We start from the raw sequence: 12,539 nt of genomic DNA, 5'->3' as shown, positions 1-12,539 counted from the left end.
TGCAGCATGTTATTTTTTTTCGGCGGCTCTGATCGATATCATTGAAAACTATCGACAGTCTGGGTAACACTGATGTCAACACCAAAGGAGAAAACGATGTACAGCGACAACGAGAAGAAGTTCTATATCATCCTGAACCGCAACCACGAACCTGCAACCTTGTTCAACGCGTCCTGTCACTTGACGGCAGGCATTACCGATTTGATCGAACAGCGTGAATTCCATCATTACCCTAGCGCTATCGACGGTGTCAGCGCCAATATGAGCCATTACCCGATCGTGATCCTGCAGGCGAAAAACAGCAGCCAGCTCAGCAATCTGATCCTTAAATGTAAGGAAGAGGCGGTGCTGGCAAACTTCTTCACCACCACCATGTTGTCGCACTCTGCTGAGCAGCAGATCGCGGATACTGCGAATACAGAGTACGAAAAGTTGGAGTTCGTTGCCGTAGCGCTGTACGGAGACACCGAACAGCTTAAGCCCCTAACGAAAAAATTCTCCGTTTATCGGTAAACCCTGTCTCCGCCATACCTCATTTACGTGCCCGATCACACAAACGCTGCCGCCGAGTTTCGTCAGGCGCATTTGTCATGATAGTTTCTATCAGAATAATGATGGGAGACGAGTATGGCAGGTAAGAAAACTACCCTGGCCGCCATCGCCAGAGAGGCACATGTCGGCATTGCCACGGTTGACCGGGTGATAAATCAACGTGCAGCGGTACGGCCCGAAACGGAACGCAAGGTGATTGCGGCAGCGAAAAAATTGGGGTTCGCCCTGGAGAAATCGCATCGTTTGTTTGAAACGGCCGGGAAACCGGTTGTTCGGGTAAAAATGGGGTTTATCCTGCTGCGGAAGGCGCATTCGTTTTACGCCCAATTGGCTGATAGCCTGATGGAACAGGCTGCGTTATATCACGATCCTGTCTCTCCCCCGCAGTTCATTTTTCATGATATCAGTGCCGTCAACGAGACGGCCGCAGCCATTACGTCCCTAAGCCAGCGTGTTGACGTTATCGGCGTGCTGGCGTTGGATAACCCGATGATTGGTTACGCCGTTGAAGAGGCGACCCGGCGGGGCGTCAAGGTGTTTACGCTCCTGTCGGATCTGTCAGTGCACAGCCGCACTGGCTATATTGGTTTGGATAACCAGCAGGCTGGTCGTACCGCTGCCTGGGCGGTGGAGAGATTATGCCGACAGCCAGGAGACGTTGGTGTGATCATCGGTGATAACCGTTTTTTGTGCCAGGAAACCTGCGAAATCAGCTTCCGCTCTTACCTGCGTGAGCACCAGACCGGCCATCGGGTACTTGAACCGGTTCGCAACCATGAACAGGCAGAAAGCGCCAGGCAGGTAACTCAGGCCTTGCTGGCGCAACATACTGAGCTGGTGGCCCTCTATGCACCTTGTGGCGGTGTTGAGGGGATTATCGCGGCGCTGCGAGAAAGTGGCAGGCAACATGAGATTACCTTGGTTTGCCATGGCCCGGTGGACGGAGGGGAGATGGCGCTGTTTGATGGCACGTTAGATTTGATGTTGAGACACCGCATTACTGAGTTTGCCGCGACGGTTATCAACACGTTTGTGTCGGCTGTAACCCGTGATTCGTCCGGTTTTATACATGTCATTAATCGTTTTGATTTGATCACCCAAGAAAATATTTGACTGCCTGGCTCCCTGTTCGGGGGCCGCTCCCCGGTTCCAATTCCCTAATCCCCTCCATGTGGTGCCCTGCCTTAATTTGATAAAAAATTATCATTTTTGTGATAAAAATTAACGCGATCGCTATCAAAAAATGAAATTTTCATAATTGCCAATTTTGAAACGTTTGTTTGATACTGACGCCACGCCTACTTCGCTACGGAACAAAAATCATGACTTTGTCTATCGCCAATGCACCTTGCAGTTGGGGAGTGGATGACCCTAACAATCCGCATCTTCCGCCTTACGCAACCGTCTTGCAGGAGGCAAGTACGGCTGGTTACCGCAGCATAGAGCTGGGGCCGTGGGGATACTTACCGACCGATGTCCTGACGTTGAATACCGAGCTGCAACGGCATGGACTATCGCTGGTGGCGGGAACCCTGTTTGACGATCTGGTCAGTGAGCATAACTTCGGCCATATCCTTGAGTTGACACATAACATTTGTCGCAACTTATCGCAGTCGATAAAAGCGCAACAAAACCGCGCTCCTCATTTTTCGCCACCTTATCTGGTCATTATTGATTTCGGCGACCCGCAGCGGGCGAAATTTGCCGGGCAGTCTTCTCTGGCACCGCGATTGTCACCAGATGATTGGCAAAGAATGATCAGCCATATTATTACCGTCAGCGAGATTGCCTGGCAGAAGTATGGCGTACGGCCGGTTGTACATCCGCACGCGGGGGGCTGTATCGAATTTGCTGATGAGATCGAACAACTGACCGCCCAAATCCCGCATCAAACCGCCGGTTTGTGCCTGGATACCGGGCACCTTTACTACGCCGGAATGGATCCCGTTACCTGGCTCGACCGCTACTTCACGCGCATTGATTATCTGCATTTCAAGGACGTTAACCCACGGGTATTTCACGATGTATTGGCGCGTGGGCTGGACTTCTTTACGGCTTGTGCGCAAGGGGTGATGTGTCCGCTTGGCCAGGGAGCCATTGACTATCCGGCCGTGCGTGAATTATTGGCGGCACGTGGTTATCAGGGCTGGATCACCATTGAGCAGGAGCGCGATCCGCGTCATGCGCAGGGTAGCCTGCGCGATGTTACGGAAAGCCTCAACTATTTGCGAAACATCGGTTTTTAATCAGGAGAAACGTGATGATCAACGGCACTAAACCTTTGGACCGATCCCTGCGCTGGGGCATGGTCGGCGGCGGCGGCACCAGCCAGATTGGTTATATTCATCGTTCTGCGGCACAGCGCGATGGGACTTTCACCCTGCTGGCTGGTGCGTTTGATATCGATGCGCAACGTGGGCGCAGCTTTGGGCAAAGCCTGGGGGTGGCACCGGAGCGCTGTTATCCAGATTACGCCACGTTATTTCGCGAGGAGGCCGCAAGAGCGGACGGTATTGAAGCGGTTTCCATTGCTACGCCAAACAATACCCACTTTGCTATCTGTAAAGCGGCGCTGGCGGCCGGTTTACATGTGGTGTGCGAAAAACCCTTGTGTTTCACCACGGGAGAGGCGCAAACACTGATCGAACTGAGCCAAAAGCACCATAAGATTGTCGGCGTCACCTATGGTTACGCCGGGCACCAGCTAATACATCAGGCGCGACAGATGATCGCCGATGGGTTGCTGGGCGAAATACGCATTATTAACATGCAGTTCTCTCATGGATTTCACGCGGCCCCGGTGGAGCAAGAAAACCCCAGTACCCGCTGGCGGGTAGATCCACGTTTTGTTGGCCCCAGCTATGTATTGGGGGATTTGGCGACCCATCCATTGTTCTTGTCGGAAACCATGGTGCCGCAGCTTAAGATCAAACGCCTGATGTGCAGCCGCCAGAGTTTTGTTAAAACCCGAGCGCCGCTGGAAGATAACGCCTTTGTGCTGATGGAATATGATAATGGTGCTGTGGGTTCCATGTGGTGTTCGGCGGTTAACAGCGGATCGATGCACGGGCAGAAGGTGCGTATTGTTGGCGAAAAGGCGAGCCTGGAATGGTGGGATGAACAGCCTAACCAACTACGTTTTGAAGTGCAGGGGGAACCCGTACGCATTCTGGAGCGTGGTATGTCCTATCTCGATCCTATGGCGTTGGCGGATGATCGTATTGGCGGCGGTCATCCGGAAGGATTATTTGAAGCGTGGTCAAATCTCTACAGGCGCTTTGCGCTGGCCATGGACGCTAGCGATCGAGGGGACGGCGAATTTCTGGCCGATCTATGGTACCCCGACGTGCATGCAGGTGCGATGGGCGTGCGTTGGGTAGAAAACTGCGTGCGGTCGGCCGATGCTGGCGCCAGTTGGGTGGCGTTTCGCTGAGGTGCCGTAGTGCAACCTCATCGTAGGGGTTATCGCGGATAGGCAGGCAAGCCCATTGTGTTGTCTGCCTATTCGCGACGGCTCAGGCGCTGGCACCGTCATAGGGGTGGATTTGCAACGACTCGAGTGCCAGTTCGGGCACGCAGCGCAGGTTAACAGCGCACATCTCCGAACCGTCCGGACCTTTCCCATAGGCAAACGCCTCGGTGCCGCATGTTTGGCAAAATTGGTGCTGGATAACCTGTTTGTTAAAGGTATAGCCGCGCAGCAAGGTATCACCGCTGTTCAGCACAAAGGTGTTGATCGGGAAGAACGCCAGCAACAAGCCTTTGCGGCGACAGATTGAACAGTTGCAACTCAGGGCTTCATGGGGCAGATCGGCGTTCACCGTAAAGGTGACGGCACCGCAATGACAGCTTCCTTGAAATGACATAATGGCTCACCTGCTGAAAATCTCAGTTCGTCCAATTATAGTTCACCTATTTAGCCTATTGATTGGCCTGGTGTACTGCACCTGAAGTGGGAAAGCGGTTTTGGGACGGCTGTATTAGAAAAATCTTTAAATTCTGTTAAGTTAGTGATTAAGGCAATGACAAGGAGACAGTGATGTTAGAGCAATACTACCCAGCCACCCTGAGTTCCAAACCGATCACGGACGAACAACATAAAAGACTGGTGGCTGTGCAAGCCGCACTGGAGCTGATCAAGGCGACATTATCCGACACCAACGACGGAAACGGTGTTGATTTCCAGCTTAAAGCGGCCGAAAAGCACATTGGCCCGATGGCTGACGCCATTCAGGAAGCGTTGAAATAAACGCCGAAAACGAGAATAAACCGCCTAAGTCTTAAGGGCGGTTTTTTTGTGCCAGCTTTGCTGGCGAACCGCGTTGAGCGCACAGCCATCGCATGATTGCTGTGATTTTTTCATTAGCGTATTGCCTTTTTCCCGACTAGTGCCGTTTTCAGCACCCACCTACTATGCAGATCCGGTTCATTACCAGGTTCCCTGTCATGTTAAAGAACACCCTATCATCAACTTCACCGCTGCGCTTTGGTGGTATTACGCTGTTGGTCAGCGTCGTCATGTTCTTTGCGACTGCCGCGCCGACCCAGGGCGCGCAGGTTATCACCTTTGTGCCCGATGCCGCTGGGGGATACCCCGAGAGCATTGCCTGGAATGAGCGCGCCGGGGCGTTTCTGGTTTCGTCGCTGCGCGGCGGGCAGATCGGCCTGGTTTATGAGGATGGGCGCTACAGGCCTTTCGCCGTCGACCGTTCACAGATCACGACTTCCGGCATTGTCGTTGACGCCGTGCGCAACCGCATGCTGGTATGCAACGAAGATGTAGGCATTGCGCTCACGTCTTCACCCGGTACGCACAATCGCGTGGCGCAGGTGCTCGAGTTTGATCTCGACACAGGTGCGTTGCAACATGTCTATGATTTCTCGCCGTTGAGCAAAGGACCGACGCTCGCCAACGATCTGGCCCTCGACGCGCAAGGCAATGTCTACGTTACCGATAGTTTCCAGCCGCAGATTTATAAAATCGACCAGGCAACCAAGGCGGTTTCGATACTGGTGCGTTCCGAACGTCTGATGCCCGCCACGACCACGGCGGCGTCGGGGGCGAAACCTTATCTCAACGGAATTGTTTACCACCCGGACGGCTATCTGATTGCCGGGGACTATTCCCGTGGTCTGTTGTGGAAGGTGGCGCTGGATGGGAGGCACGCTCTAAGCGAAATCAAGCTGCCACAGCGTTTGAAAGGGCCCGACGGGTTACGTCTTAAAAACCCCGACACTCTGGTGGTGGTGCAGTCTTTCCCTGGCACCGGGCAGGGCATGTCGGGGGATGTGACGCTGCTTTCTTCATCCGACGGCTGGGCTAGCGCGCGCATTACCGCTGTTGTCACGCCGCCGGGATTGGATGGACCCACTGCGGCGGCAGTCAAGGATGGTGAGGTTTGGGTTGTCAATTCACGTTATCCTCGCCTCTTTGCCGATACCGCGAATGCCGATCGCACGCGCGCGTTCAGCATCGTCAAGGTGGCGTTTAGCGATGGCCAAAATGTCTCCGGGTTGCCATGAAGGGCCGTAACGCCCACTGATGGGGCGTGGATTTTCAACTGAAAGCGGCAGCGCATGGGGCCGATGGCTGGCGCGATCGTCAATCCTGGCAGCAATCATCAACCGCTTAAGTGGCGTTCACTGAGGCGGTTTTTTTGTGCTATTCAGGCGGGAAAATTCGGATTTTTTGTCTACTGATAGCGGAAAAAAATTGGCAGAATTCATCTCAGGATTATTTTAGGGAATAGGCGAGGAGAGCGTTGATGAAAGATGTGCATATTGCACTGTCGGGTGGCTGCGTGCGGTTGGCTTACCCGGGAGAGGACGTACTGGATTTCACCGATAACCTGTCATTTGGGCCGCTGTGCGCGCTGGATGACGAGCAGGGTCTTCAGGCCCGATCCCGCTGGTTTCAAGATCTGCACCACTCTGTTAACGCCCCCGATTGGGACACCTCTGCACAACGCCTGACGGCGATGGAAAGCTTAAAAAAGCAGTTGGCTGCGATCACCGGGCAGGTGACCCTGTGGATTGGCGACAACGCCGATGAGCAATTAATGTTGCGTGCCCTGCTGCCATTACTGCGTGAACACCCGGTGTTTGTGGTTAACGTCACCGCACTTGCCGGACATGAAACCACCGGTTGCTGTCCGATTGAAACGCTCGAATCTTTGTGGGTTCGCCGGCGTGAATTGCCACCCGAAGACCAAGTGGCGCTCATTACCGACTGGTATAGACTGCTGAAGGAGAACGCCCCAGTGCGGATCTTTGCACAGGGAGAAGTGCAGGGGAAAACGCTGGAGTTCCACGACCCGTTGCTGTTGCAATAATGCCCCAACGATTACACCCAGGGTTCCCGGGTGGTCGGCAACGCAAGGGTGAATTCGCCCTATGGGGTCGGCGACACTTTTCTGAATTTCCGACTGTACGCGTTGATTGAGCGGGGCATATTGCAGGCGCAGACCGGCGGCGTGAACATGAACCTTCTCCAGGTGCGGCAGGCTTAATCGTGCTCACCCCGCGTTGTGATTTTTTGTGCGGTGGGGCGGATAAAGCGGGGCAAAGCAGTTTTATCCGACCCCGGCTTCTGTTTATAATGCGGCATTGACTGTACAAATAAACAGGTATCTCGCAATGACGCTGGTATTGGATGGTGAAAAGATTGGCCGTAACCGGTTTACCGGCGAGAAGATTGAAAACGGCAGCTTTATTAACTGCGATTTCTCGGGTACCGACCTGACCGGTACCGAGTTTATTGACTGTCAGTTTTACGATCGCGAGAGCCAGCAGGGCGGTAATTTCAGCCGTGCGCTGCTGAAGGACGCCAGTTTCAAAAATTGCGACCTGTCGATGGCGGACTTCAGAAATGCCAGCGCGTTGGGCATCGAAATCCGCGAATGTCGTGCGCAGGGTGCTGATTTCCGCGGCGCCAGCTTTATGAATATGATCACCGCACGCACCTGGTTTTGCAGCGCTTACATCACCAAAACCAACCTGAGCTACGCCAACTTTTCAAAAGTGGTACTGGAGAAGTGTGAGCTATGGGAAAACCGCTGGAACAGTGCACAGATCCTTGGTGCGACCTTTAGCGGTTCTGACCTGTCCGGTGGCGAGTTTGCCTCTTTTGATTGGCGTGCGGCCAACTTTACGCATTGCGATCTGACCAATTCGGAACTGGGTGAGTTAGACCTGCGTGGCACTGATCTGCAGGGCGTGAAACTGGACAGCTACCAGGTGTTTCAAATGATGGAGCGGCTGGGTATTGCGGTTATCGGCTAGGGTTATGCCCATCGTCTTTCAAGCTGCCGGCGATGTTTTATGAAGGGCCGTGAGGCCCTTCGCGTTAGCGACGGCTGGCGCTGCGGCGGATAAATAATAAGAGGTGTGTATAAATATTATAATAAATATTCCTTGCTTAAATAAATCCCTCGTGTATAAATAACGCCATCGGTTTGTAGTACAGACCTTATGAAAGCAGTTTTAGTAAAGCAGTTCTCAGTATTAGTGATATCCATAGATACCTCTTCTCCCGCGAATTTCCTTCTTTAGTGCCCAATAAGTTTCCAACAAAAACAGACCTCTATCGCCATATGGCGTCTCAAAAATATAAAGGAAATATCTATGTCTACTAAAATGACTGGTTTGGTAAAATGGTTTGATGCAGGTAAAGGTTTTGGCTTTATCTCTCCGGCAGACGGCAGCAAAGACGTGTTCGTACACTTCTCTGCTATCCAGAGCAATGATTTCAAAACGCTTGATGAAGGTCAGCGCGTTGAATTCACGATCGAAAACGGTCAGAAAGGTCCTTCTGCCGGCAACGTCGTCGTTTTATAATTTGTAGGTAGTGATTTATTTCTTGCGATAGCGAAGACGGTGTAAACCTGAGCAGATGAGAAATAAATGCAATGCCTGAATAAACTCCAGGATTACCTGGAGTTTATCTAAAAAATAAATTAAGCGTATTTCAATAACGGAAGTTATTGGCAACAGCAAAAGAGATTGGCGTCGTAACAATAATAACGACGATGATTCAGTCTATTTTTCTGTTGTGAAAAAGTTGTGCTTAGGCTGCGTAAGGTTGGAGTGTTGGACGGACGCTTACGCCATAACATGACAGTCGGGAAAGTAACCGACAAACATTGATAACCCTGGCCTACGGCCGGGGTTTTTTTATGCCTAATGATCAGATTAGACGGTGGTTAGCTTCGCTGAGAATCCAGTACTTCACTGTTTTTCACGACGTCCTGCGCTTTAACATAGCTTTCAATGAGCAACTGATAGGCCGGGAATATTTTGGTGTAAACCTCTGCCCATTGCTGTGCATCCTCACGGTTCCAACTCCCCTGAAGTTCAGAAGCTACGCCTGCAGTATCAATCGGAACTACACCGGCCTGCACTACGCGCGCCAGGGTGATTTCCTGCGCCATTTTTGAATAGGTGCCCGACGCATCGATGACAGCAAACACTTTATATCCATCGGCGATTGCGCTTATTGACGGGAAAGCCATGCAAACGCTGGTAATGGTACCGGCGATGATCAGCGTTTTTCGCCCGGTAGCCTTAACCGCAGCGACAAAGTCTGGGTTATCCCATGCGTTGATTTCGCCTTTACGGGCAACATATTTTGCGTGCGGGGCATTTTGGTGGATCTCAGGGATCAAGGGGCCATTAGGACCTTGCGGTACTGAAGCCGTGGTGATTACCGGCAATTTGCTTAGCGTAGCGATACTGGCCAGTGCGCCAGCGCGAGCGCGCAGCTCAGTCATTGGCATGTCGGCGACGGTCTGGAACAGGCCGCTTTGATGATCGATCAGCAACATAACGGCATCATTAGCATCAATAACAGGACGCTGACCATTGAAGTTTGCTGGAGTGCTCATAGTTGTATTCCTCTTTCATCGGTAGATGGAACGTCAATTAACGTTAAAAAAGCCGGGCTGAATCTCAGCACCTGCCTTTAGTCTAGGGATGGTGAGGATTTTCGGTAGAGGGTGAAGTCAGGATACATCGTCCCATCAACAGAACAATAACGTGGGAGGGCGATGATTTAATCGCTGAACTAAACTTAAGTTGCATGAGAGACATGCGAAACGTCTATTGCAGGGAGCGCGGTCCTGTTTATTGGCTCGATGTGGAGGGCAGTCATCATGACTTATCAACATATCGTTGTTGCAACGGATCTCAGTGAAGATGCTGAATTCTTGCTCGGAAGGGGGGCCAGGCTGGCCAGCGAGCTGAATGCCAAACTATCGTTGATTTATATCGATATCCATCATGCCGGTTATTACGCCGAACTGGGGATCGGTGAATATAACTACACCGATCGTACCTTTTCTGAACGTGTAAAGAATATGCTCAATGCGATCAAGGAACGGTCATCTTATCCGGTTGAAGAGGTGATTATTGGGCGTGGCGAACTGACGGAAGAACTGAATCGGGCGGCAAAGAACAAAGGTTTTGACCTGATCATCTTTGGCCACCATCACGATATCTGGAGCCGATTGATGTCGTCGACACGACAAGCGATCAATCAGTTGAATATCGATCTGCTGGTTGTTCCCATTGAGAAAAAATAATCCATCCTGGGCTGCCCAAGATGCAGTCCGGGTTTTTCTATAACGGTTGCTTATCAACCAGATGACAACATAGAACAGTTCTTGAACTTATTCATTTCTGATAATACAGCTTAAAAATAATCACGCATGATTATTTTATTAATGGCATCAAAGGCTTGGCCTAATTCCGATAATGATTGCCCTGACGCCTTGAATTTACAATGAATACCTCTTTTTGATTATAAAACCGCACGTTTTGACTGGCCCTCACCCCCCATGAGTTTTATCCTCGGACTTAATCAGGATTTGTATGACTTATAAAAATACATTCACATGGAGGAGTTCTTATGCGTTTCGACAATAAAGTGGTCGTTATCACCGGGGCCGGCAATGGGATGGGGGAAGCGGCGGCACGCCGGTTCTCTGCCGAAGGGGCAACCGTGGTTCTGGCTGATTGGGCGAAGGATGCGGTAGACAAGGTGGCCGCCTCACTGCCAAAAGGCAAGGCATTGGCGGTGCATATCGATGTTTCCGACCACGTTGCGGTTGAAAAGATGATGAACGACGTGGCGGAAAAATTGGGCCGTATCGACGTATTGTTGAATAATGCCGGTGTGCACGTCGCGGGCAGCGTGCTGGAAACCAGCGTAGCTGACTGGCGTCGCATCGCCGGCGTGGACATTGATGGTGTCGTGTTCTGTTCCAAGTTCGCCATGCCGCATTTGCTGAAAACCAAAGGCTGTATCGTCAATACCGCTTCGGTTTCTGGCCTGGGGGGGGACTGGGGCGCCGCGTATTACTGCGCGGCGAAAGGCGCGGTGGTGAACCTGACGCGTGCGATGGCGCTGGATCACGGCGGTGATGGCGTGCGAGTGAACTCCGTCTGCCCAAGCCTGGTGAAAACCAATATGACCAATGGCTGGCCGCAGGAGATCCGCGACAAGTTTAACGAGCGTATTGCGTTGGGCCGAGCGGCAGAGCCGGAAGAAGTGGCTGCGGTGATGGCGTTCCTGGCCAGTGACGACGCCAGCTTTATTAACGGTGCCAACATCCCGGTTGATGGTGGGGCGACCGCCTCAGACGGTCAACCTAAAATTGTTTAAGCCGTAACGATCAGGCCCGGCATCGCCGGGCCTGTGAACCTTACACGCCAATCCGATCTCGCAGTGTGTAGTAGGCTGCACCAATAGCGGTAAAGGGGATCTGTAGATTCCGGCCACCGAAGAACGGCAAGTGTGGCAGCTTGGCAAAGGCGTCAAAGCGTTCCGCATCGCCGCGCATCAACTCCGCAATCAACTTGCCCGCTAAATGGGTACAGGTCACGCCGTGGCCACTGTAGCCCTGCATGTAATACACGTTATTTTCAAGGCGGCCGAATTGCGGCATACGTGACAGCGTCAGCAGGAAATTACCTGTCCAGCGGTAGTCGAGGCGCACGCCCTTCAACTGTGGAAAGGTTTTCAGCAGTTTTGGCCGGATCAGGTTGTCTATATCGTCAGGATCGCGGGCACCATAAACCACGCCACCGCCATACAGCAGGCGGTTATCGCCCGTGATGCGGTAATAATCCAACAGGTAGTTACAGTCTTCAACGCAGTAATTCTGTGGGATCAATGACTGAGCCACTTCCGGTGCCAATGGTTCAGTGGCAACCACCTGAGTGCCGCACGGCATACTCCGTCTGGCCAGCCGCGGCTCCAGTTTATCGCCCAGATAGGCGTTACCTGCCACGATCACATAGCGTGCCTTCACCTGTCCATTGGCCGTACTGACGATCGCCGGTTCACCGTGCAAGATGTTGGTGACCGCTGACTGCTCGAAGATCCGTCCGCCTTGCAGACGAACGGCTTCGGCTTCGCCGAGCGCCAGATTCAGCGGATGGATATGGCCACCGCTGTGATCGAGCAGCGCACCGACGTAGCGATCGCTGTTGACCTCTTGGCGGATCCGCCCAGCATCCAACAGCTCAAGTTGCGTGTTACCGTAGCGTTCCCAGTTTTGTTTTTGCTCTATCAGCGCATGATATTGCCGGTTGTTGAGCGCGGCGAAGATCCCGCCTGGGCGATAGTCGCATTCGATGGCGTATTGCTTGATGCGGCTGCGAATGATTTCTGCGCCCTCAAACATCATGCTGCCGAGTATGCGGGCGCTTTCCGGGCCGTAGCGTTGTTCTATCACGTCGATATCACGGCTGTAAGAATTCACCAATTGACCGCCGTTACGGCCGCTCGCCCCAAAGCCAATACGGGCAGATTCCAGCAGGACGACGTTGTAGCCGGCTTCCACCAGAAACAGCGCCGAGGACAGGCCTGTGTAACCGCCACCGACGATACAGACGTCACATTCAATGGATTCATTCAACTGCGGATAGGGCGCGTGGCTGTTGGCCGAGGCCGCATAATAGCTTTTTACGTGTTCAGTCATGGTGTC

General features: G+C 52.6%; 14 protein-coding genes and 1 pseudogene. 12 read left to right on the top strand and 3 right to left on the bottom strand.

What is annotated here, in order from left to right; genetic code table 11:
- Nucleotides 1-96: 96 nt before the first annotated feature.
- From AC2FC2_RS02960 to AC2FC2_RS02945, 4 genes are all read left to right on the top strand, one after another.
- Nucleotides 97-513, top strand: coding sequence for a DUF2000 domain-containing protein (locus AC2FC2_RS02960; RefSeq protein WP_209632923.1), 417 nt, complete (start codon nucleotides 97-99; stop codon nucleotides 511-513).
- Between the two features lie 114 nt (nucleotides 514-627).
- On the top strand, nucleotides 628-1,665 hold the full coding sequence (locus AC2FC2_RS02955) for a LacI family DNA-binding transcriptional regulator (protein ID WP_490658695.1): 1,038 nt from the start codon (nucleotides 628-630) through the stop codon (nucleotides 1,663-1,665).
- Nucleotides 1,666-1,874: 209 nt separating this feature from the next.
- Nucleotides 1,875-2,798 (top strand): TIM barrel protein, encoded by a 924-nt coding sequence (locus AC2FC2_RS02950; RefSeq protein WP_404759760.1) that lies wholly within the window; start codon nucleotides 1,875-1,877, stop codon nucleotides 2,796-2,798.
- 14 nt (nucleotides 2,799-2,812) lie between these two features.
- Entirely contained in the window at nucleotides 2,813-3,985 is a 1,173-nt protein-coding gene (locus tag AC2FC2_RS02945) for a Gfo/Idh/MocA family protein (protein ID WP_490658694.1), read from the top strand.
- An 82-nt stretch (nucleotides 3,986-4,067) separates the two neighbouring features.
- On the opposite strand, the gene AC2FC2_RS02940 is transcribed toward AC2FC2_RS02945, so the two are convergent.
- Nucleotides 4,068-4,418, bottom strand: coding sequence for a GFA family protein (locus AC2FC2_RS02940; RefSeq protein ID WP_404759758.1), 351 nt, complete (start codon nucleotides 4,416-4,418; stop codon nucleotides 4,068-4,070).
- Between the two features lie 173 nt (nucleotides 4,419-4,591).
- Between AC2FC2_RS02940 and AC2FC2_RS02935 the strand changes: the two genes are divergently transcribed.
- The 6 genes and pseudogenes from AC2FC2_RS02935 to cspE all read left to right on the top strand — a co-directional run bounded on the left by AC2FC2_RS02935 (nucleotide 4,592) and on the right by cspE (nucleotide 8,388).
- The gene (locus AC2FC2_RS02935; protein ID WP_209632928.1) at nucleotides 4,592-4,801 is read left to right on the top strand and encodes a hypothetical protein; all 210 of its coding nucleotides are present in this window, start codon (nucleotides 4,592-4,594) and stop codon (nucleotides 4,799-4,801) included.
- A 197-nt stretch (nucleotides 4,802-4,998) separates the two neighbouring features.
- Nucleotides 4,999-6,075, top strand: a complete 1,077-nt coding sequence (locus AC2FC2_RS02930) for an SMP-30/gluconolactonase/LRE family protein (RefSeq protein WP_490658693.1) — start codon at nucleotides 4,999-5,001, stop codon at nucleotides 6,073-6,075.
- A gap of 242 nt (nucleotides 6,076-6,317) precedes the next feature.
- Entirely contained in the window at nucleotides 6,318-6,884 is a 567-nt protein-coding gene (locus AC2FC2_RS02925) for a DUF1835 domain-containing protein (RefSeq protein ID WP_404759756.1), read from the top strand.
- 12 nt (nucleotides 6,885-6,896) lie between these two features.
- Nucleotides 6,897-7,061, top strand: a pseudogene (locus tag AC2FC2_RS02920) (DUF3658 domain-containing protein); the annotation flags it as partial.
- A gap of 127 nt (nucleotides 7,062-7,188) precedes the next feature.
- On the top strand, nucleotides 7,189-7,833 hold the full coding sequence (locus AC2FC2_RS02915; RefSeq protein WP_209632931.1) for a Qnr family pentapeptide repeat protein: 645 nt from the start codon (nucleotides 7,189-7,191) through the stop codon (nucleotides 7,831-7,833).
- A 342-nt stretch (nucleotides 7,834-8,175) separates the two neighbouring features.
- Nucleotides 8,176-8,388, top strand: coding sequence for a transcription antiterminator/RNA stability regulator CspE (gene cspE / locus AC2FC2_RS02910; RefSeq protein ID WP_012006483.1), 213 nt, complete (start codon nucleotides 8,176-8,178; stop codon nucleotides 8,386-8,388).
- Between the two features lie 365 nt (nucleotides 8,389-8,753).
- Here cspE and AC2FC2_RS02905 read toward each other — a convergent pair whose 3' ends face one another.
- Complete coding sequence (locus AC2FC2_RS02905; RefSeq protein WP_265557132.1) at nucleotides 8,754-9,434, bottom strand: hydrolase; 681 nt, start codon at nucleotides 9,432-9,434, stop codon at nucleotides 8,754-8,756.
- A gap of 267 nt (nucleotides 9,435-9,701) precedes the next feature.
- Here AC2FC2_RS02905 and AC2FC2_RS02900 point away from each other — a divergent pair, with 267 nt between their 5' ends.
- Together AC2FC2_RS02900 and budC are read left to right on the top strand one after the other, a co-directional pair.
- On the top strand, nucleotides 9,702-10,130 hold the full coding sequence (locus AC2FC2_RS02900) for a universal stress protein (protein ID WP_265557131.1): 429 nt from the start codon (nucleotides 9,702-9,704) through the stop codon (nucleotides 10,128-10,130).
- Nucleotides 10,131-10,456: 326 nt separating this feature from the next.
- Nucleotides 10,457-11,212 (top strand): meso-2,3-butanediol dehydrogenase, encoded by a 756-nt coding sequence (budC, locus tag AC2FC2_RS02895; protein ID WP_061807606.1) that lies wholly within the window; start codon nucleotides 10,457-10,459, stop codon nucleotides 11,210-11,212.
- 40 nt (nucleotides 11,213-11,252) lie between these two features.
- On the opposite strand, the gene AC2FC2_RS02890 is transcribed toward budC, so the two are convergent.
- Nucleotides 11,253-12,533 (bottom strand): NAD(P)/FAD-dependent oxidoreductase, encoded by a 1,281-nt coding sequence (locus AC2FC2_RS02890; RefSeq protein WP_265557130.1) that lies wholly within the window; start codon nucleotides 12,531-12,533, stop codon nucleotides 11,253-11,255.
- Between the last annotated feature and the right edge of the window lie 6 nt (nucleotides 12,534-12,539).

Source organism: Serratia sp. CoH_122_TC_1, from assembly GCF_058191755.1.
This window is presented reverse-complemented; position numbering and strand designations above follow the sequence as displayed.